This is a genomic window from Xanthomonas protegens (assembly GCF_038442435.1).
GTDB classification, from domain to species: Bacteria; Pseudomonadota; Gammaproteobacteria; order Xanthomonadales; family Xanthomonadaceae; genus Xanthomonas_A; species Xanthomonas_A sontii.
In genome coordinates this window covers 266,565-287,165 of record NZ_JAQJCQ010000003.1, presented here as the reverse complement: position 1 = coordinate 287,165, position 20,601 = coordinate 266,565, and the positions used below count along the sequence as shown (strand labels likewise).

The following is a 20,601-nucleotide window of genomic DNA, read 5'->3' as shown; positions in this document are numbered from 1 at the left end:
GTGCGGGGGAAAGGTCAGGGCGCGTGCGGCAGCGGCACGCCATAGAACGCGCGGAACAGCGCGATGCGATCGAGCAACAGGTCCTGGCGCGCCTGCAGATGCGCCAGTTCGGCCTGCGCGGCCTGGATGTCGCCGGCCAGCAACTCAGGGCGGTCCTGCAGCCCTTGCGCCACGCGCTGCTGCAGGCGCGCCACGCGCTGGCGTTCGCGCTCCAGGTTGGAGCGTTCGCCGCGCTCGCGCTGCTGCAGCGCCGGCAGCGCATCCAGCGCATCGGCGACCTCGCGGAACGCGGCCTCCAGGGTCTTCTCGTAGTCGGCCACCGCGCCGTCCTTGCGCAGCTGTGCAAGATCCAGGTTGGCGCGGTTGCGGCCGCCGTCGAATAGCGGCAGCAGCAACTGCGGCATGAAGCTCCAGGTGCGGCTGCCGGGCATGAACAGGCCGTTCAATGCCTCGCTGGCGGTGCCCAGCGAGGTGCTCAGGCGGATCGATGGGAAGAACGCGGCGCGTGCGGCGCCGATGTCGGCATTGCGTGCGCGCAGTTCGGCTTCGGCCTGGCGCACGTCCGGGCGCTGCAGCAGCAGCTGCGAGTCGAGGTCGCGCCAGGTGCGGCCGTCGTCCTGCTCGGCACCCGGCAGCAGGTCCTGCAGGGTGCCGGCGCCATCCGGCGTGGCGTAGCCGGCGAGCAGCTGCAGGGCACGGCGGGCGGCGGCGTGGTCGCTGGCGGCCTGTTGCGCGCGCGCCTGCGCTTGGTCGTCGTCGTGGCGCTGGCGGTCCAGCGCATCGCGGGAGATCAGCCCGACCGCCTGCTGGCGCGTGGCGATCGCCAGCAGCGCCGCACTGCGTTCGGCGATGGTCTGCGCCTGCTGCTGGCTCTGCAGGGCGGCGCGTTCCAGCGTGTAGGCCCGCAGCACCTCGGCGATCAGCGCACCGCGCGCCGCCTGGCGACCGTCTTCGGAGGCCAGGTAGCGCTGCTGCGCCGCCGCCGACAGCGACGCCAGCTTGCCGAACAGGTCCAGTTCGAAGCCATCCACGCCGACCGCGACTGTACTCAGCTTCTGGCCGTAGCGCGCCTGCGTGGCCGCGTCGTCGTAGCTGCGGCGCGTGCCCTGGGCATCGAGGCCGAGCTGCGGCAGCTGCTGCGCGCGTTCGATGCGGTACTGGGCACGCGCCTGCTGCACGCTCAGCACGGCATTGCGGAAGTCCGGATCGTGGGCCAGCGCCTGGGTCAGCAGCGGGGTCAGGTCGTGCTGCGGCGAGAATGCCCGCACGAACTGCTGTTCCTGGTCGGTGAGCGTATTCTCGCCACGATCCGGTGCAGCGGCCGCGGTCGCCGTGGTCGCGGCGAAGGTGGGCGGCAGGGCCGGTTGCGGGCGTTGGTAGACCGGCGCCAGGGAGCAGCCACCCAGGGCGAGCGCGAGCAGGCCGAGCAGGGCGCGGATGCGACACGGGCGAAGCGGCAGGGACGGTAGAATCATGGCAGCGGCCGGGTGATCGAACTCGACTGCCAGCATCGGCGGGCATGTTCAAGCCGCCTTCTAGGAATCTTCAAGATTCCATCAAGACGCCAAACACGGGCACCGGGCAATGCACGCGAAGAAGATCCTGCTGGTCGAAGACGATGCCGACAGCGCCAGCATCCTCGAGGCCTACCTGCGCCGCGACGGCTTCGAGGTCACCATCGCCGAGGACGGGCAGAAGGCGGTGGCGGTGCATGCGCAGTGGAAGCCGGACCTGGTGCTGTTGGACGTGATGCTGCCGCGGCTCAGCGGCACCGAAGTGCTGTCCACGATCCGCCGCAGCAGCGACACGCCGGTGATCATGGTCACCGCGATGGGCGACGAGCCGGAGAAGCTCGGTGCCTTGCGTTACGGCGCCGACGACTACGTGGTCAAGCCGTATAGCCCCAAGGAAGTGGTGGCCCGGGTGTATGCGGTGCTGCGCCGCGCCGGGCCGGCGCGTGCCAGCGAGGAGCCGCTGCGCCACAAGCGGCTCACCGTGGACACCGCGGCGGTGCGCGCCACGGTGCGCGATGCCGACGGCCACGAGGTGGCGCTGGAACTGACCCCGACCGAGTTCAACATCCTCGCGACGTTGATGAAGACGCCGTTCAAGGCCTTCACCCGCAGCGAACTGCTGGAGATCTGCCTGCCCGACAGCGACGCGCTGGAGCGGGTGGTGGATGCGCACGTGCACAACCTGCGCAAGAAGCTGGAACACGAGCAGGTCACCGGCCTGCTGGTGACCGTGCGTGCTATCGGCTATCGCTTCCGATGAACTGGGCCTGGTTCCGCCGCAAGCGCCACGCGCCGCTGTGGCAATGGGTAGGCCTGCGCATGAGCGCGCTGGCGGTGCTGACCATCATCGCGATCGCGCTGGGCATGGTGCTGCGCTTCGCGATCTGGGACGTCTCCACCCTGAGCCGCCTGCCGCCGCAGGCGCGGCAGGAGATGCTGCAGCTGCGCGAGGATCCGCACAGCAATGCGCGGCGCCTATGGGAACTGTTCGAAACCTACTACGACGTGGCCGACTTCCTGCCCGGGCTGGCCAGTCGCGACTGGTGGCTGCTGGCCGGCATGGTGCTGGCCTCGATCCCGGTGATCGTGATCTGCGGCCTGCTCGCTTCGCGACCATTGTCGCGGCAGTTCTCCAACGTCGCCGAGGCGGCGCGGCGGATCAGCGATGGCGATTTCGCCGCACGTGCGCGCGTGGTGCCCGGCGCCCCGGACGAACTGGCCGGGCTGGCGACCGACTTCAACGGCATGAGCGCGCAGCTGCAGCAGTACGAGCGCGAGGTGCGCGAGTCCAGCGCGATGCTGGCGCACGAACTGCGCACCCCGCTCAACGCGGCGATGGGCCGGGTGCAGGGCATGCTCGACCAGGTGTTCCCGAGCAGCGAGGAGCAGTTGCGCATGGTCCAGCGCCAGCTCGAGCAGATCAATCGCCTGGTCGGCGACCTGCACCTGCTGTCGATGGCCCGCGCCAACCAGTTGATGCTGGAGCCACAGCGGTTCGCACTCGGCGCCCTGGTCCGCGAACGCCTGACCTGGGCCGCGCAGCCGCTGCAGGAGGCCGGCATGCAGGTGCAGGTGCGCATTCCCGAGCAGTTGCACATCAGCGCCGACCGCGACCGCCTGGGGCAGGTGCTGTCGGTGCTGATCGACAATGCGCTGCGCTACGCCGCGGCCGGCGGCGAACTGGCGCTGGAGGCGCAGACCGATACTGATGAGGTGCTGATCCGCGTGGCCGACCGCGGTCCCGGCGTGGACGAGGAGGCGCTGGCGCGCATGGGCGACCGTTTCTGGCGCGCCGACGACTCGCGGGCACGCCATTCCGGCGGCAGCGGACTGGGCCTGTCGATCGCCGCGGCCATCTGCCAGGCCCACGGCGGCACGCTGGAATTCGCCAACCGCGCAGGCGGCGGGCTATGCGCGCGGGTGCGCCTGCCGCATGCGCCTGCAGGCGACGCGGATGCGCTGGTCACAGGTGCGTCTGCGGCGAACCCGCGCAAGCGCCTGGCCTGAGGCTCGCAAGGCTGCGGGATCTGGCGGGGGCGTGGCGCCCAATTCGCCCGCATCGCAGTGCCCGTGCTCGATGTCGCGGGCGAACGGCACCTCGTCGATGAACCCGTCGACCGCGGCACATCCACGCGCCGGACTGCGGAGCGCAGATACGGTCCTGCATCTGGCCGTCCACGCGGCACGAACCACCGATGACCTGCTTGGCGGTAAAGTGCATCAAGGTCGACACCTGCATCGGCCCGCCCCGTGCCGCAATCGGATCCCGCAATGCACGCAGACAGCACCGCCCTCCCAACCGGAACCACCCCCGCCGAATGGCGCTCCATCGAGCACGCCGCCACCCGGGAACTGCAACGTCGCACCGAGGCGGCGCATACGGCGGTGATCGCACTGCTGCAGACCCACGCCGCTGCATTCAGCCCGAAACAGCGCGCCCAGATCCGGCGGCGGTTGTCGCGGGGCGGCTGAAGGACACCTCTAACAACGACGAAGACCATGGGTAGGAGCGGCTTGAGCCGCGACGGGCGTTATCGGGAATGCCCGTCGCGGCTGAAGCCGCTCCTACGCTCGAGGCAAGACCTCATGCCGAGCCGCGCAATATCGCGTTATCAGAGGTGCCCTGAATCCCGCGGCTGCAGGTGCGGCAGTGCGACATGCGAGGGGTGCGTGACGCCGCAGCCAGCCAAGGAATGACAGGCGCCATCGAACGACGTCGCATGCCCGGTTGTCAGCGCCGAGGCACACGCGGTCGGTGAGCCAACGAGGCAGCCGCCCGCGTGCCACGTGTCCGGCGCCGATCATGTCGCTGATTGCCACACAACCTCGGCTATCATCGACCAGACGCTGAGATGAGTACGGATATGGAAGTGCGACTCACGCGCGAGCAGGTCCTCGCGCTTGCGCCGGATGCGGCATCGGCCAAGGCGGCCGCCGGCCTGGCCACGGACGCAAAATGGGGCCTGCTCGGCGCCGACGCCGAGGTGCTGTGGGGAGAATGCCAGGGCAGTGGCGCCAAGCCCTACCAGACCCAGGTGGACCTGATCGCGCTGGTAAGCCGATGCTCGTGCCCCAGCCGCAAGTTTCCGTGCAAGCATGGCCTGGCCATGCTGCTGCTGTATGCCGACGGCAACCCGCGCTGCGTGCCGGGCACCCGCCCGCCCTGGGTCGAGGAATGGATGCAGGGCCGTCGCGAACGCGCGGCACGCAAGGAGGAGGCCGCTGCCAGCACAACGCCGCCCGATCCGCAGGTCCAGGCCGCGGCGGCGGCCAGGCGCGAACAGGCACGTTGGACGCGCATGCAGGCCGGCGCGGCGGAACTGCAACGCTGGATCGCCGACCAGTTCCGCCAGGGCCTGGCCAACCTGGGCGCTGAATTCGCCCAGGACGCGCGGCGCATGATGGCGCGCATGGTCGATGCGCAGGCTCCGGGCCTGGCCACGCAGTTGGAGCGCGCCGTGGGCGAGAGCGGCCGCGATCTCGCGCAGCTCGCCGACCTTGGCGAACGCCTCGGCCTGCTGCAACTGTTGGTCCAAGCGGTGCCGCGCGCAGGGGACTTCAGCGCCGCTCGCCAGGCGGACCTGCGTGCCGCGCTGGGCTGGCCACTGGAGCGCGACACGGTGTTGCGCGAAGGCGAGGCGGTGCACGATCGTTGGCATGTGCAGGGCCAGCACCTGATCGAGCAGCCGGGCAATCTGCTGGAACGCCGGGTGTGGCTGCAGGGCCTGGACAGCGGCCGCCCCGCGCTGCTGCAGGAGTACAGCCACGGGGGCCGTGGATGGGAGCAGCAGTGGCGCAACGGTCATGTGCATGCCGGCCGCCTGCATTTCCATCCGGGCACGGTGCCGTTGCGCGCCGTGCCGGGCGAACTCGATGCCGGCGTGGAGGCCGGCGCCGCGCTGCCGCGCACCGACACCCTCGACGCCGCCGCCCGTGCGCTTGCGCTCAACCCATGGCTGCCACAGGTGCCGATGCGCCTGCAGGAGGCGCACGTCGCGCACGATGGCCGCAGCGTCCTGGCGCAGCACAGCGAAGGCAGCCTGCCGTTGCAGTTGCCCGCGATGCAGGGTTGGGCGCTGCTCGCGTTCGCCGGCGGTCATCCTGTCTGTCTGATGGGCGAGTGGGATGGCGACACGCTGTGGCCACTCAGCGCGTGGAACGCGCAGGGCGAGCGCTGGGAAAGGAGCGCGGCATGAACGAGGCCTGGTTGAAGCCGGCGCTGCTGGGCATCGATCACCCGCAACGGATTCCCCTCGATGGCGCACTCGGCGAGGTGCTCGCCGCCATCGCCACGCAGGACGATGCCGCACGGGGCTATAGCCTGCAGGTGGGCGCGTTGGCCGCCTGCCGGCGTGCGGCGCTGCGTCTCGGCGCGCCACTGCCGCTACCGCCGCCCGCGCCACCTGATCCGCAAGCGCTGCCCGCAGACCATGCCTGGGTGCCGCTGTTGCGGGCGCTGTTCGCCAGCGCGCAGCCCGCAGCCTGGCTGAAACGCCTTCGCCACGAAGCCTGCCTGCAACTGGCCGCACGCGGCCAGCATCTGCCGGTCGCAGTACTGCCGCAGGCATTGGACGCAGGCGCGCGCCTGAGCGCGCTGCGGGGCGCATTGCGCCCGGTGCTGGGGGCGCGTGGCCGCTGGCTCGCGGCGCGCAATACGGAGTGGACCTACGCCGTCGATGCGGTAGCGGCGGCGCAGACGCCTGCCGATCTGGCGCGGATCTGGAAGGAGGGCGCGTTCGATGCGCGCCTGCTGGCCTTGCGGCAGTTGCGCGCGTCCGACCCCGACGGCGCGCGCCAGCGCCTGCAGGACGCGCAGAAGGAACTGTCCGCACGTGAACGCGCCGCCTGCGTCGATGCGTTGCGGCCGCAGTTGTGCGAAGCCGATGCGCCGTTCCTGCAGCAACTGCTGAAGGACCGCAGCCGCGAGGTCCGCCAGTTGGCCGGGCCGATGCTGGCGCGATTGCCGTCCACCGCGCACGCGCAGTACCTGCAGGCGCAGATGTCGGCGGTGTTGCAACAGCAGCGCACCGGCCTGTTGCGCCGAGTGAGCTGGACCCTGGAGGCGCCGAGGGCGGCCGATGCCGGCTGGAACGAGGCGGCCATCGACAGCAAGCGGCCCGGCAGCGACGCGCTCGGTGAGCGCGCCTGGTGGCTCTATCAACTGGTGCGGCAGTTGCCGCTCGCCTGGTGGTGCCGCACGCTGGAGAAGACCCCGCAAGAGGTGCTGGCCTGGTCCCGCACCACGGAGTGGGACGCCGCCCTGCTGCGTGCATGGCTGGAGCAGGTGGACGCCAGCGAGCCGGCCTGGGTGGAAGCCCTGCTCGACGTGGAGCAACGGCAGCGCAGCCCGAGCGAGCTGCTGGCCCTGCTGCCGCCGGAGCGGCGCGAGCGTTACTGGCCGCCGAACACCGCGCAACTGCAGCGGCAGGCGCTGCTCGGCGAGGTGCTGGCCGGCACCGCCCACGGCCAGCACTTGAGCGCCGCCTATTCGCAGTCGCTGGCGACAGACCTGGGCTCGCTGTTCGGCGCTCCGATGCTGCGCCACGACTATCTGCTGCGCGACGCACTGCTGGAACTGCTCGCCGTCCTGCATCCGTCCGCATTGCCGCAGGTGCAGGTGGCCGATCCGCCGGCAGACGCCACCGCCGCCATGCTCGATTGCGTGCAGCAGGCCCGCCAGCTCCTGGTCCTGCGCCAGACCCTGCACGCCGCATCCTGATCCTCACACCTTCCATTGGAGACCTCATGAGCACCGCCGTCCTGCGCCAGCACGCCGAACACCAATACGCCGAGGAACTGGAGGAACTGCGCCGCCAGGACAACCGCCAGCGGCCTGCCAACTGGCAGCTGTCGCCCTGGGCGGTGGTGACCTATCTGCTCGGCGGCACGCTGGAGAACGGCTTCGTGGTCAGCCCCAAGTACATCGGCGACCGCCGCCTGATGGAAGTGGCCGTGGCGACCATCGCCACCGATCGCGCCCTGCTGCTGTTCGGCGTGCCGGGCACCGCCAAGTCGTGGGTGTCCGAGCACATGACCGCGGCGATCAGCGGCGATTCCACGCTGCTGGTGCAGGGCACCGCCGGCACCAGCGAAGAGCAGATCCGCTACGGCTGGAACTATGCGCAGCTGCTGGCCAACGGGCCCAGCGAGAAGGCGCTGGTGCCGAGTCCGCTGATGCAGGCCATGCGCCTGGGCAAGATCGCCCGCATCGAGGAACTCACCCGGATCCCGGCCGACGTGCAGGACGCGCTGATCACCGTGCTGTCGGAAAAGACCCTGCCGATTCCGGAGCTGGGCAGCGAAGTGCAGGCGGTGCGCGGCTTCAGCGTGATCGCCACCGCCAACAACCGCGACAAGGGCGTCAACGAACTGTCCAGCGCGCTGAAGCGCCGCTTCAACACCGTGATCCTGCCGGTGCCGTCCAGCGAGGAGCACGAAGTGGCGATCGTGCGCAAGCGCGTGGCCGAAATGGGCGCGGCGCTGGACCTGCCGGCCGAGCCGCCGGCGCTGCAGGAAGTGGCGCGGGTGGTGCGCATCTTCCGCGAGTTGCGCAATGGCGTCACCGAAGACGGCAAGGCCAAGCTGAAGAGCCCGACCGCCACGCTCTCCACCGCCGAGGTCATTTCGGTGATCAACAACGGCATGGCCCTGGCCGGCCATTTTGGCGACGGCGTGTTGCGCCCTGGCGATATGGCCGCCGGCATGATCGGCGCCATCGTCAAGGATCCGGTGCAGGACGCGCTGGTGTGGAAGGAATACCTGGAAACCGTGGTGAAGGAGCGCGAGGACTGGAAGGACCTCTACCGCGCGTTCCGCGAGCAGGCCTGAGCGGGCCGGCGTCGATGAGCGAAGCCATCTCCCTGTTCGGCATTCGCCACCACGGCCCCGGCTGCGCGCGCAGCCTGGTCGCCGCGTTGACAGCCCTGCAGCCGGACTGCGTGCTGATCGAAGGGCCGGTAGGTGCCGAGGCATTGCTGACGCACGTGCTGGAGGAGGGCATGCAGCCGCCGGTGGCCCTGCTGTCCTATTGCGTCGACGACCCGCAGCTGGCCGTGTTCCATCCGTATGCGGCGTACTCCCCGGAATGGCAGGCCATGCACTGGGCGCTGCGCAACGGCGTGCCGGTACGTTTCATGGACGTGCCGCCGGCCTTGACCCTGGAATGGCAGGCGCAGGCGCGTGCCGAGCGCGTGGCTGCGCCTGCAGACCAAACGCCGGAGTCGGCGGACACGCCGCCACCGGCGCAGGACGACGCCGACACAATCGAGGACGAGCGCGCCGAGGTGCGTCCGTCCGATCCGCTGGACTGGTTGGCGCGCGCCGCCGGCCATGCCGACGGCGAGGCCTGGTGGAACCACATGGTGGAAGAGCGGGGCGACGGGCAGGGGCTGTTCGACGCCATCGCCGAGGCCATGGCCGCCGTGCGCGAACACACGCCGGAGCATCCCGGCCTGCGCGGCGAACACGAGGCCGTGCGCGAAGCGCACATGCGCAGCGCGCTGCGCAGCGCCAGCAAGGCGTTCACGCGCGTCGCGGTGGTCTGCGGCGCCTGGCATGTGCCGGCGTTGCAGCCGGCCGCGTTGCGCGCCAACAGCGCCACCGCGGACAGCCGCCTGCTCAAGGCCATGCCCAAGCGCAAGACGCAGAGCACCTGGGTGCCGTGGACCTATCGCCACCTGAGCATGGACAGCGGCTACGGCGCCGGCGTGGAGGCGCCGGGCTGGTACGACCACCTATGGCGCAGCAGCGGCGTCCACGACCAACGCGCCGTCGGCTGGTACGCGCGGGTGGGGCGCCTGTTGCGCGACCACGGACTCGACTGCTCGTCGGCGCACCTGATCGAGGCCACCCGCCTGGCCGACACCCTGGCTGCCTTGCGTGGTCATCCGGCCCCGGGCCTGGACGACATCGCCGAAGCCAGCCGTGCGGTCATCTGCAATGGCGACGATGCGCCCATGCGGCTCATCCGCGAGCGCCTGATGGTCGGCGACGCCCTGGGGCAAGTGCCCGACAGCGTGCCGGCGGTGCCGCTGCAGCGCGACCTGGAGGCGCAGCAGAAGCGCCTGCGCCTGAAACCCGAAGCGCTGGAAAAAACCCTGGATCTGGACCTGCGCAAGGACACCGATCTGGCGCGCAGCCATCTGCTGCATCGGCTGCGCCTGATCGGCATCGAATGGGGCCGGCTGGCGCGCACCGGGCAGTCCGCACGCGGCACCTTCCACGAAATCTGGCAACTGGCCTGGCAGCCGCAGTTCCTGGTGGACCTGGTGCAGGCCAGCCGCCATGGGCAGACCCTGGCCGATGCCGCGTCCAGCATGGCCATCGCGCAGGCGCGCAAGGCCGAGGCGCTGCCTGCGTTGTCGACGCTGGTGGACCAGGTGCTGCTGGCCGACCTGCCGCAGGCGGTCAGCGCGATCGCCGCCGAACTGGAGGCCCGCGCCGCCACCGATGCCGACCCGCTGGCGTTGCTCGGCGCGCTGCCGCCACTGGCCAACGTGTACCGCTACGGCAATGTCCGCCAGACCGAAGGCCACCAGGTCGCGCACCTGTTTGACAGCATGCTGGCGCGCGCGGTCATTGGCCTGACCCTGGCGCTGTCCAGCCTCGACGAGGCTCGCGCCGAGCAGGCGCGCAGCACCGTCCTGGACGCCGATCGCGCCATCGGCCTGCGCGGCGATGCGGACGGCAGCGCCAGCTGGCAACAGGCGTTGCAACGCGTGGCGCTGTCGCCGGCATGCAACGCGTTGCTGCAGGGCGTCGCGCTGCGGCTGCTGTTCGACACGCAGGCGGTGCAGGGCAGCACCGTGCACCTGCAACTGCAGCAGCACCTGTCGCCCGGCGCCGAACCGCTGCAGGCCGCGCAATGGCTGGACGGCTTCCTCAACCGCAACGCCACCGTGCTGCTGCACGACGATGCCGTGTGGCAGATGATCGACGCCTGGGTCGTGGCGCTGGACGAGGCGCAACTGGTGCGCGTGCTGCCGCTGGTACGGCGCACCTTCGGCGCCTTCCAGCCCGCCGACCGTCGCGACCTGGGAGCGCGCGTGCGCCAGGCACCGGTGGAGAAAACCGAGGCCGCTGTCGTCCCCGATTGGAACCTGGGCCGCGCCGAGCGCGCGGTGCCGATGCTGCGCGAACTGCTGGGATTGTCCGCATGACCGACACGCCATCCACACCCGACACGCCCACCTCGCGCGCGCAGCGCTGGCGCCTGATCCTGGGGCAGGAGGCCGAATCCAGTTGCGGCGCCTTGCCCAAGCCGCTGCAGGGCATCGATCAGGCGCTGGCCGCGCTGTACGAACCCGATGGTCCGGGCGGCCTGGGGCGCCGCGGCGGGCGAGGGGCCTCCTCGCCCAATGTGGCCCGCTGGCTGGGCGACATCCGCCGCTACTTCCCCTCGTCGGTGGTGCAGGTGATGCAGCGCGATGCCCTGCAGCGCCTGGATCTAACCCAGATGCTGCTGGAAAAGGAAATGCTCGAGCAGGTGCAGCCCGACGTGCACCTGGTCGCCAACCTGATCGGCCTGAGCCGGGTGATTCCGGCGCAGACCAAGGACACCGCGCGCATGGTCGTGCGCCAGGTGGTGGAGAGCCTGCTGCGCCAGCTCGAGGAACCGATGCGCTCGGCGGTGACCGGCGCCCTGGATCGCGCACGCCGCAACCGTCGCCCGCGGCTGGCCGAGATCGACTGGCACCGCACCATCCGCAGCAACCTGCGGCACTGGCAACCCGACCTGCGCACCGTGGTGCCGCAGGACCTGGTCGGCTACGGCCGCAAGGCCAGGAAGCCGCAACGCGAAGTCCTGCTGTGCATCGACCAGAGCGGCTCCATGGCCGCCTCGGTGGTGTATTCCAGCATCTTCGGCGCGGTGATGGCCTCGCTGCCGGCGGTGTCCACGCGCCTAGTGGTGTTCGACACCGAAGTGGTCGACATGAGCGAGCAACTGGACGACCCGGTGGACCTGCTGTTCGGCGTGCAACTGGGCGGCGGCACCGACATCCACCGCGCCGTTAGCTATTGCCAGAGCATCATCCGCGAGCCGCACAACGCCATCCTGGTGCTGATCTCCGACCTGTACGAAGGCGGCGTCGAGGACCGGCTGCTGGCGCGCGCCCGCGAACTGGTCGAATCCGGCGTGCAGTTCATCGTGCTGCTGGCCCTCAGCGACGAAGGCACACCGTCCTACGACCGCGCCCTGGCGGCCAAGCTGGCGGCGCTTGGCGTGCCGTCGTTCGCCTGCACCCCGGACGCATTCCCAGGCCTGATGGCCGCGGCGATCCGCCGTGACGACATCCAGCAGTGGGCGGGGGCGCAGGGGTTGGTGACGGTGCGGTGAGGTTGCTGCTGCTGATAGTGTCTTGGGTTGCGGGGCCGCCTCGGGCCTGGTTGATTTTTACATAAGATACATTATGCGAAATTGGCTGTAGTGATCGATTGCGCGATCACACCAGCGATGGCGCCCAGGACAAACATGTTCGCGTTGAGCACCAGAGCAAGGCGCAACACGCCCCGCTCGCGTTCATTCGTCCCCTCGGCATGGCAGCCGCAATCACTCATGAGCGCTCTTCCCTTGGTTGAAGCGCAGCGAGTCCGTCCAAGCGCCCTTTCGCTGTATTGATGAGAAAACCGACCACCAAGACGAGGATCACGGCCAGTTGGGCCAGCAGCGACTGCCAGGTGGAATACAGGCCCAGCCACTCGATATGCGGCACCGGTGCCAGGGACACCGCGACCCATCCCGCTTCCTGCAGCGCCGCGACGCCCTTGCCTGTCAGCACCACGGCGAGCACCGCGATCAGGGCGGAGCTTGCCGAGAAGAACCGCCCGATCGGTAGGCGCCGGCTGGTCCGCAGTAACACCCAGGCAATCAGCCCCAGGACGGCCGCACCGGCCAGCATGCCGCCTAGCAGCCACCCGCCCTGGCCCTCGCTCCACAGCGCGGCATAGAACAGGATGGTCTCGAACACCTCCCTATACGCCGAAAGGAAGGCCAGACCAAACAGGAACCAGGCCGAACGCCGATCGAGCGCCGCCGTCATTTTCGCTTTGAGATAGGCCTGCCAGCGGCCACCGACGCTCTTCTGATGCATCCACAGCCCCACGCTCAGCAGGACCAGGGCGGCGAACAGCGACGAAAGGCCTTCGGTGAGTTCACGCCCTGCGCCGCTGATCGCGATGGCGTAACGCGCCACAGCCCACGTCAGGCCACCGGCGACCAAGGCCAACACCCAACCGGCATGCACGTAACGCACGGCCTGGGGACGCCCGGCCTTGCGCAGGAAAGCCAGCAGCGCCACGACAACGAGCAAGGCTTCCAGGCCCTCGCGAACCAGGATGGTGAAACTGCCCAGGAACGTGGACGCAGGGTCGGACGTCGCATCGGCAACCAGGTCCTGGGCGCGGGCCAACAGCCGATCCAGAGCCTGAGCCTGAGCGGCGACCTCGGCGGCAGGCCGGTGATTGGATAACGTCGTACGGTAAGCGCCCATCGCGGTTTCGATCTGGCTGCGCAGCGCGCCATCGCGGGCATTCAGGTGCGGCTCCACCGGTTCCACGCCATCCAGATAGGCCGACAGCGCCAGTTGCGTGGCTTCGCGGATATCGCCAGCGCGATACACGCGCTCGCTCGCCGCGAGCCGGCCACGCGCCAGCGGGATCCCGCTCAGGGCCTGCTGCAAGGCCTCCGGATGCGCACGGAGGTAACCGACAAGGGCCTGCGCCTGGGCGCGCTCCACGGCAGCGCTGAGCTGGGCGACACGGGTTTGCGACAACTCCTTCAAGTCGCTGATTTGCGCGAGGGCAGTCGGATCCGTGTGCCACAAGCGCTCGCCGAGCGCGGCGTGATCTCCGTAAGCGAGGCTTCCTACGTAATAAGCCAGTGCCCAGCGGTCTTCGTCAGACAGCTGTTGGTCATAGGCGGCCATCGGCGTCCCTTCGACGCCCTGCGTGATCACCTCGAACAGCGACAAGGGACTGCGCTGGTCTGCGCGGGCCGTATCGGTGAAATCGACCGGGCGCGGATTCAACAGTAGACCCGCCGGTCCGTCGCCGTGACCGGTCGCGCCGTGGCATGCCGTGCACTGCGCTTGGTACAGCAAGGCCCCACGGGCCAAGTCCGGGGCGCGCGGCGGAGCAGTCGGTATCGGATAAGCCGCCAGGAGCCCGTCCGCCAGGGCATGCGCTTGCGCGGCGACCACCGCCGGCACGGCCTTGACCTCGACTGCGGCGACCAGTTGGTCCGCCTGCGACCGCAACACGGGTGTGGCAGCGTTCGTCGGCAACCCCTGGATGCGTCCTCGCGTGGTCGCGGCAAACTCGCGCATTTCCGCGTATTCGGAGGTGCTGCGCACCGCACCATCGGCACCCACGGCACCGGCGTAGTCGGTCGCCAGGTAATCAAGCATCTGCCACGTTTGGGAGACCGTCGCGCTGCCGTCGGCGGCGTAGGCCGGGACCCAAACGAGGAGGCCGGCCCATAAAAGCGGAGCTAGCCGGCGCAAGAGGCTGCGAATGGGTGTTGTTATCATTTATTGAGTATAGCGTCTGGCCGGCTGGCATACGGCGCGCTACGGCTGGGCCATGGACATTGGCCACCGTGCGGCATCGGGTCGCTGTGCTGTCCACCGCGCACAGGCTCAAACAGGCGACCAATCCCTGTGAACAGCGAGCGATCCGCACCGTGCTCAGCCGCGCCGCCCGAGCCGCGGTCAAACGGGGCGAGCGGCCGCGCAAGAAGACTGCGATTACCCTGCCTGAGCTGGAAGCCCTGCTGGCCACCTGCGACGACAGCCTGGAAGGAATACGGGATCGCGCCCTACTCTGCTTCGGGTTTGCCAGCGGTGGGCGCCGGCGCAGTGAGATCGCCGCCGCCGACCTGCGCGACCTGCGCCGGATCGGCGAGGCGGGCTACATCTACCGCCTGGAGCACAGCAAGACCCAGCAGGCCGGCGTCACCGCGAGCTCGACCCCGGACAAGCCGGTGCTCGATCGGGCCGCCCTCGCGCTGCAGGACTGGCTGGACGCAGCCGGGGTCACCGAAGGGGCGATCTTCCGACGGCTGTGGAAGCAGCGCGTCGGCCCTGCCCTGTCTCCGGCCGCGGTAGGCGAGATCGTACAGCGGCGGGCGCGATTGGCCGGGCTGGAGGGAGATTTCGGGGGGCACAGCCTGCGCTCGGGGTTCGTGACTGAGGCCAGCCGTCAAGGCGTGGCGCTGCCGGCTATCATGCAACTGACCGAGCATCGGTCGGCGTCGAGCCTAGTGGGGTATTTCCAATCGGGCGGCGCTGCGATGAATCCCGCCGCTCGGCTACTGGAATACTGACCTGCCCTAGGCTCTTAACATCGGTGCGACTTGGCCAGAAGTGGTCATCTAGACCAGATTGGCGCGCTACCCTTGGATCAGCGGAATTCTCAGAGGCCGGCAGGGGGGCTCCTGGACCTGACCGCTCATCGGACCGTGCCAGTGCTGTGGAGTATTTCCAAGCAAACGGTGCGGCCAGCGATCCGGCAACACACTTGTCGGACTCTGATTGTCCGGCCTGTCACCCCTTGCGTCGCATTACCGTGTCGTACGATTCATAGTTGCCAGATTGATTGTTTAACGGGAGCCGATATGAATGAGTCGCGTCGCCAGCCATTCGTGCTGAAGTCTCGAAAGCCCATACCGGGACACGTACCTGACCCAAGCCGGGTATTCGATCCAATGCGCCAACTCTGGATCTCTAGGGACTCCGGACTTCCGGTAGTAGCGGAGCATGTGCGCCCAAACAGCCGCCAGCGCAGCGACTGGGGTGAAACCATAACAACGAGAACTTCCGAGGGCGTCGACCAATCGGAGGTTACCCGTGCCTCCGACTGGGGTGAGACTGTCACAACCAAAACCTCCGAGGGCATCGATCAATCGGAGGGCACCCGCGCCTCCGATTGGGGCGAGACCGTCATGACCGAAACCTCAGAAGGCGTCGATCAGTCCGAATCCGTGCGTGCCTCCGATTTTGGAGAGACCGTCGTTACAGCCACCAGCGAAGGTCACGATCAATCGGAACGCATTAGTGATGAAGGCCGGTACTGATGCTGCTGATCGTTAGCAACCGGGACGATCTCGCCGCCGACTTCATGATCACGCGCCTGGAAGAGAAAGGCATCGACTACTTCCGGCTGGATTCCGAGGATGCCGCTAATCTCAGGTACTCGATCCACTGTGATTCGTCCGGCATCGACGCACTGCTGCGCAGCGAGTTCAGGGAGGCACCATTGGCCAGTGTCGACGCCGTCTGGTATCGACGTGCCATCCATCCCGTCGGCCTCGAAGACGTACCGGAGGATTTCAGGAGATTCGCGGCGCAGGAGCTTCGCTATCTCTTAGAAGGCCTGTTGCCTGAAACCGGAAGTGTCAGGTGGGTGAACCCCATCGGCGCAACGGAGCGCGCCGAGCGCAAGGTGCGCCAGCTCGCCCTGGCACCGCATTACGGCCTTCAGATCCCGGCCACGATCATCAGCAACGACCCTAGAGAGCTGCAGTCCTTCGCGAAGCAGCATGGACGCATCATCTGCAAGCCGATCTCCCAAGGCCTCGTCGCCACACGGTCGCAATGGTTCGCCGTGCGCACTTGGGAGGTCATGGAGGACGACCTTGCTGAGATGGCCTCATGCGCATTCCCAACGCTGCTGCAGAAGCTGGTACCCAAGGGCTTGGACATCAGGCTGACTGTCATCGGAGACCGTGCATTCCCCGTCGCCATCGAAACAGCCCCCGATGCCGAAATCGACTGGAGGTCGTGCCCCAATGATCTGATCTATCGTCCTTGCACGCTTCCCGAGCCAGTCGTCGACAACTGCAAGAAGCTGTTGAAAGCGCTAGATCTGGTCTATGGCGCCTTCGACTTCGTCCAATCGCCGGAGGGTGAACTGTTCTTCCTTGAAGTTAATCCAGCTGGCGAATGGGCATGGCTGGAACTTGAACTCGACCTTCCCCTGCGCGATGCCTTCATCGATCTGTTCCATCCTCAACACCAGGAAGGACCATGAGCCAGGCCCGGGACTACCTTTCTAAACCACCGAGCCGCCTTCCGGTCTCTTTTCGGACATATGTTGATGCCGCGAAGAAGAGCATAGCGACCTTCTTCGTGTTGCTGCACCATACACTATCTGCGTACGGCACGGCTCCATCCCCGGAACAGAGCATCACCACGAACTCGCCGAAGGGTACGATCCGTCCGAAGTTGCTGCAGCGGATCGAACAACTATGGGACGCCGCGAGGACACGCTCTGCGCACCTCGAGCAGAAATCGACGGCGACGCTTTCCGGCCTAGGGATTGCCGCACCCATCGTCGTCGCCTTGTCGGCTTTCATCGTCAAGGAGCCGTCGATCTCAGCGTGGGTCAGGCATACCTGCCTGCTCCTAGTCGCGCTGGCTATCGCCAGTATGGTGATGGGCTTTCTCGCCATCCTGCGAGCCATGTCCGTTCGAGAACGCGAGGAACTTGGCATCGATAGCGTCGTTGTTTCCCGCGCCTTCAGGAGGGCGACCGACGATTTCCATGGACGCGGCTTGCTCTACGTGTATATCAAGCAACAGGCGCTCAACGACCATGTCGCGAACTTCATCCGCGCATCGCAGATGTTCCTGGCAATCTCGGTTGCTCTCGTCCTGTTGGCAGGCGCGGTGGTGGTTCCAGGCATCGCCGCGGCAACCGGTCGCCAGAAATCCGCCCCGGATCCTGCGCTGTCGCAACTGAACAGAACGCTAGAAACCTTGATCGACCAAGTCGATCAAACAGAGGTGCTACGCGCCGAACAGCTCAGGATGCAGGAGGATTTGGGCAAATTGCGGCTTGAGATCCAATACCTTTCTGCAAATCATATGAGCAACCCTTCGACTGATCCAGCGGCCAATCAAGACCCCGAGACACCAGTCACTTCGAAACGCGCTGAGCCTAGCAAACAGCCCTGATGTTCGGCTTCCATCGCCATTATCGACATGTGCCGTAAGCGGTCGCATAGCGCACCGGCACCATTGTTTGCATAACTCGCTAATGCACGATGGCTTGGATCAGGTCGCCGCGTCTCCGTCGTCCAATGAAAGCATCTCTGTTAACACCTCAGGTACGGATCGACCTGTGATGAGAAACCGACTTGCACTTCGCCATATGGTGAAATTGAACGCCGCTCCGTTGCCCTCTTTCAGCAGGTAGTACTGATTGGCGGGCTCGGAGTGCATGTCGTCGAGGACAAGGAGGCGTGTGGGGCTAATAGGGAACGTGATGATCGTTCCTTGACCTTCGATCCCGAATTTCTCCTTGGTTTCGTGCTGCAGCCCCACGGGTTTGTCCGAGGTGATGAAGGCGTCCTCGTTCGCAACAACGATCGACCACCGCTTCTGCATCAGATGCTCTGCAATCCGGATGGCATTCGAACGAACCAGATGTGCAAAGAAGCGATCGTGCTCGGCCTTCCCCCAAGCTCGATAGTCGTGCCAACCTTCGGTCGACACAGAGTAGCTTTTTCCATTGCTCTCCATGGCTTCGACATCCGGCGTGCCATCCGGCCGCTTTGGCGCGGCATCGTAAGCTTCCACAAGACGGGCGTGGATCGATTCCGTCTGCGCACGAACGTCGGGATGACGCAGGTAGGTCACGGCCAGGAAAAGCGCCACGATCTTGCGTAAGCTGGTGCCATCGAGTGCAACATAGTCTTCTGCCAGCGCAGGCCATATCCGCGCAAGATCAGATTCAAGATCCCTGAGAAGATCCTCAAGTGTCCAGTCTCGCTCCCCTGCCCCGATAGCCGGTGAATAGAGGTATCGCTGACCACAGACATTCCTGATGTTCGTTAGCTTCTCATCCCCATCTGACTCATCTCTCGAAAATATCCAGACTTTCGGCTGTTTGGTTTTGCGGGTCTCCGGCGTCGCGTAGTAGCGCAGATAAAACTGCGGAACCCAGTGCTGGTGCTTGGGGCGATTCTGCGGGATGTCTTGGCTAGACATGTAAGAGACTTGAACCTAAAAGGGCTGGAACGGCGAAGCCTGCCGCACCCGCGATTTCGTGCCGCCACTAACCACCGAGTGGACGCCGATCCCAGATCGCACTGCTATCCCGAAAGGTGTTCCAGTCGCGGTCATCGATCGAGGCCGCGTTGCGCGGGGGAATACAACCAAGTTTCTGCCGCCCTCGCGTACGGAACTTGGAAATATCAGGCCGCCTAGACTGGCTTTCTCCCGCGGCTTGAACACCTGCGCCAGATACTCACAGACTACCTGCGAAGGCACGTACTCCACGCGCTCCTGCCCGTTCTTGATCACAGGCTTGGAGATCGCGTCAACGAAGCCTCTGGCGAACAACAGCTTCTCGCGCTCATCCTTGTTCTCGAGGTCGAACACGGATGGCGGTGGCGGCAGGCGCGTCAAGTCAATCACCAGCAATGGCTCGGTCAGCTCGAAGGTCGCCATGAACGTCGCTTCGGTCTTTGCCGTCGGCTCCCCGATCTCCCGCAGCGCGGTCTTGGTGTCGAACGCGACGTAAAGGTACGGAATGCCCGCCGGATTCACGCGTCCTGCACGCGGAGGGGCTCCCAGTTCCTTGGCACACGGGCTCCAGATATCCCCTTCTCCTTCATGCGCGCCCGGAACACGCGCGTGCCTTCCGGTACCTGGCGGACGTACGGTCGCAAGCGCTTGCCGAGAACACCCAGCATGTGGCGCGGCTCGACGTCCTGCGCGCCAGCTGTGGAGACCTCGCCCACGGAACCGAAGTGGAATCGCGTCTTGTGCTTGATCACCTCAACAAAAGACGCCCACGACCCGAGCATTACCTCGTGATCGTGGGCCGAGGCCCAATGCCCGTCCGCTGCGGCCACCCAGCCATTTCCCATATCCGCATCGACGATATCTGCGATGAGATCCGGGTGACCATCGAAACTCAGGCTGTAGAAGACCTCCTCGATGTCGATCGGATCGATCACGAACCCGCGATCCATGGCACGCCGGCGTCCGTGGGTTCGTGGTAGTAGGTTCACACCGCGGCATACACGGCTTCCTGCAGCGCTTCGACTGCTGCGACCTTCCTCCTGTTTCCGCCGTAATCGCACCTGCCCGATCGTGCGGCGCACCGCACGACCCGCCTCAGAGTCGAATCGTCGACACAGCCTGAACAAACGACTTTGTCTACGCCACTCCAACCACGCTCTTCGGCCTCCATCCAGTCGGTCTTGACTACGCCCATTCGGATCACCCAGCGATGTTCGCCCTAGCATAGCCCTGGGGCGCCCGCAGATGGGCACCCGCGCTAGCGCATCGATGTCAGCAACAGACCATAGCTCGCCAGTTGCCTATGTGTTCTGAGCCCGAGCCATGCCACTACCGGGCGCGCGCTCAGGCCCCGCGACGCGGGCCAGCAGCCGGTCGGGGGCCTCATTGCGGACCTCACATCTACGCGCCATGGCGGTGGGTTCCGTTCTCGCTCTTCCGCGGTCTCTTAGGTGTACTGACCGATGCCATGCTGAGCCGAAACCAGGAAATGCGTGTCCTGATCCAGCGGCTCAAGGCCGAATCAGGGCGCTGAAAAAGTGCCTCGGCCACGGCGAAGCCTTCGAGAGAGCGGCGGCCGCTCCACTCGCTTTTCTCCAGCGCCATATCCCACCTCGGAAGGATGAACCATGTCGAAATATTATCTAACCCATCGCGTCGCCGGCATTACCGGCTCCACTGGTGGCCTGGGATCGAAGGTCGCAACGGCGCTGTTCGCCCAGGTGGGGCCATTGGGCATTGTCGACCTAGACGTGGCCAAGGTCGAAGCGCAGGCAGATGCGTTGGGTGGCCCATTCCTGGTCTGAGTCTGGACCGCCAATGTGCACAGCATGCAGAACCTGGAGGCGGCAGCCACATCGATGCGATGATCGCCGACACGGGCATCGACACCATGGCACCCATGGCCACACTCGACCCGGAGGCGTTCGAGCGCGTCATCGACATCAACCTCACCGGTATCTGACGCACCTTCCGCGCCTGCCTGCCTTGCGTGCAGGAGCGTCGCGGCTACCTCATGGGCATTTCATAGATGGCCGCCTTCGTCCATTCGCCGCTCCAGG

18 protein-coding genes and 1 pseudogene are annotated in these 20,601 nt (G+C 66.9%); 13 read left to right on the top strand and 6 right to left on the bottom strand.

Annotation, left to right across the window (positions count from 1 at the left end; all coding sequences use genetic code 11):
- Window positions 1-14: 14 nt before the first annotated feature.
- Window positions 15-1,472 carry an efflux transporter outer membrane subunit gene (locus PIQ37_RS06215; protein WP_407136536.1) on the bottom strand — a complete coding sequence of 486 codons (1,458 nt, stop codon included), beginning with the start codon at window positions 1,470-1,472 and terminating at the stop codon, window positions 15-17.
- Between the two features lie 112 nt (window positions 1,473-1,584).
- Between PIQ37_RS06215 and PIQ37_RS06210 the strand changes: the two genes are divergently transcribed.
- The 8 genes from PIQ37_RS06210 to PIQ37_RS06175 all read left to right on the top strand — a co-directional run bounded on the left by PIQ37_RS06210 (window position 1,585) and on the right by PIQ37_RS06175 (window position 11,850).
- Complete coding sequence (locus tag PIQ37_RS06210) at window positions 1,585-2,274, top strand: response regulator (RefSeq protein ID WP_342072788.1); 690 nt, start codon at window positions 1,585-1,587, stop codon at window positions 2,272-2,274.
- The gene (locus PIQ37_RS06205; RefSeq protein WP_342072787.1) at window positions 2,271-3,521 is read left to right on the top strand and encodes a sensor histidine kinase; all 1,251 of its coding nucleotides are present in this window, start codon (window positions 2,271-2,273) and stop codon (window positions 3,519-3,521) included. Before PIQ37_RS06210 ends, PIQ37_RS06205 begins: the two co-directional genes overlap by 4 nt.
- Before the next feature lie 264 nt (window positions 3,522-3,785).
- Window positions 3,786-3,986, top strand: coding sequence for a hypothetical protein (locus PIQ37_RS06200; protein ID WP_342072786.1), 201 nt, complete (start codon window positions 3,786-3,788; stop codon window positions 3,984-3,986).
- A gap of 392 nt (window positions 3,987-4,378) precedes the next feature.
- The gene (locus tag PIQ37_RS06195; RefSeq protein ID WP_342072785.1) at window positions 4,379-5,710 is read left to right on the top strand and encodes an SWIM zinc finger family protein; all 1,332 of its coding nucleotides are present in this window, start codon (window positions 4,379-4,381) and stop codon (window positions 5,708-5,710) included.
- Window positions 5,707-7,233, top strand: a complete 1,527-nt coding sequence (locus PIQ37_RS06190) for a DUF5691 domain-containing protein (RefSeq protein WP_342072784.1) — start codon at window positions 5,707-5,709, stop codon at window positions 7,231-7,233. Before PIQ37_RS06195 ends, PIQ37_RS06190 begins: the two co-directional genes overlap by 4 nt.
- 26 nt (window positions 7,234-7,259) lie before the next feature.
- Window positions 7,260-8,342, top strand: a complete 1,083-nt coding sequence (locus PIQ37_RS06185) for an ATP-binding protein (RefSeq protein WP_342072783.1) — start codon at window positions 7,260-7,262, stop codon at window positions 8,340-8,342.
- 14 nt (window positions 8,343-8,356) lie between these two features.
- Entirely contained in the window at window positions 8,357-10,672 is a 2,316-nt protein-coding gene (locus tag PIQ37_RS06180) for a DUF5682 family protein (RefSeq protein ID WP_342072782.1), read from the top strand.
- A complete protein-coding gene (locus PIQ37_RS06175) occupies window positions 10,669-11,850 on the top strand; it encodes a VWA domain-containing protein (RefSeq protein ID WP_342072781.1) in 1,182 nt (393 codons plus the stop codon). Before PIQ37_RS06180 ends, PIQ37_RS06175 begins: the two co-directional genes overlap by 4 nt.
- 71 nt (window positions 11,851-11,921) lie before the next feature.
- On the opposite strand, the gene PIQ37_RS06170 is transcribed toward PIQ37_RS06175, so the two are convergent.
- The gene (locus PIQ37_RS06170; protein ID WP_342072780.1) at window positions 11,922-12,071 is read right to left on the bottom strand and encodes a hypothetical protein; all 150 of its coding nucleotides are present in this window, start codon (window positions 12,069-12,071) and stop codon (window positions 11,922-11,924) included.
- Window positions 12,068-13,918 carry an FTR1 family protein gene (locus PIQ37_RS06165; protein ID WP_342072779.1) on the bottom strand — a complete coding sequence of 617 codons (1,851 nt, stop codon included), beginning with the start codon at window positions 13,916-13,918 and terminating at the stop codon, window positions 12,068-12,070. Before PIQ37_RS06165 ends, PIQ37_RS06170 begins: the two co-directional genes overlap by 4 nt.
- Window positions 13,919-14,079: 161 nt before the next feature.
- Between PIQ37_RS06165 and PIQ37_RS06160 the strand changes: the two are divergent.
- The 4 genes and pseudogenes from PIQ37_RS06160 to PIQ37_RS06145 form a co-directional block, all read left to right on the top strand.
- Window positions 14,080-14,835: pseudogene (locus tag PIQ37_RS06160) on the top strand (site-specific integrase); the annotation flags it as partial.
- A gap of 291 nt (window positions 14,836-15,126) precedes the next feature.
- Window positions 15,127-15,585, top strand: coding sequence for a hypothetical protein (locus PIQ37_RS06155; protein WP_342072778.1), 459 nt, complete (start codon window positions 15,127-15,129; stop codon window positions 15,583-15,585).
- Entirely contained in the window at window positions 15,585-16,541 is a 957-nt protein-coding gene (locus tag PIQ37_RS06150) for an MvdC/MvdD family ATP grasp protein (protein ID WP_342072777.1), read from the top strand. The genes PIQ37_RS06155 and PIQ37_RS06150 overlap by 1 nt, the downstream gene beginning before the upstream one ends.
- Entirely contained in the window at window positions 16,538-17,467 is a 930-nt protein-coding gene (locus PIQ37_RS06145; protein WP_342072776.1) for a hypothetical protein, read from the top strand. Before PIQ37_RS06150 ends, PIQ37_RS06145 begins: the two co-directional genes overlap by 4 nt.
- A gap of 99 nt (window positions 17,468-17,566) precedes the next feature.
- Here the strand turns inward: PIQ37_RS06145 and PIQ37_RS06140 are convergent, their stop codons facing one another.
- Genes PIQ37_RS06140 through PIQ37_RS06130 form a run of 3 tightly spaced genes read right to left on the bottom strand, consistent with a single transcriptional unit; the run spans window position 17,567 to window position 19,476 of the window.
- Entirely contained in the window at window positions 17,567-18,502 is a 936-nt protein-coding gene (locus PIQ37_RS06140; protein WP_342072775.1) for a DUF4238 domain-containing protein, read from the bottom strand.
- A gap of 15 nt (window positions 18,503-18,517) precedes the next feature.
- Window positions 18,518-19,063 (bottom strand): RES family NAD+ phosphorylase, encoded by a 546-nt coding sequence (locus PIQ37_RS06135; protein ID WP_342072774.1) that lies wholly within the window; start codon window positions 19,061-19,063, stop codon window positions 18,518-18,520.
- Entirely contained in the window at window positions 19,060-19,476 is a 417-nt protein-coding gene (locus PIQ37_RS06130) for a HEPN-associated N-terminal domain-containing protein (RefSeq protein ID WP_342072773.1), read from the bottom strand. Before PIQ37_RS06130 ends, PIQ37_RS06135 begins: the two co-directional genes overlap by 4 nt.
- Before the next feature lie 693 nt (window positions 19,477-20,169).
- Here PIQ37_RS06130 and PIQ37_RS06125 point away from each other — a divergent pair.
- Window positions 20,170-20,346: a hypothetical protein gene (locus tag PIQ37_RS06125; protein ID WP_342072772.1), complete on the top strand. Its 177-nt coding sequence runs from the start codon at window positions 20,170-20,172 to the stop codon at window positions 20,344-20,346.
- The last annotated feature ends 255 nt before the right edge of the window (window positions 20,347-20,601 follow it).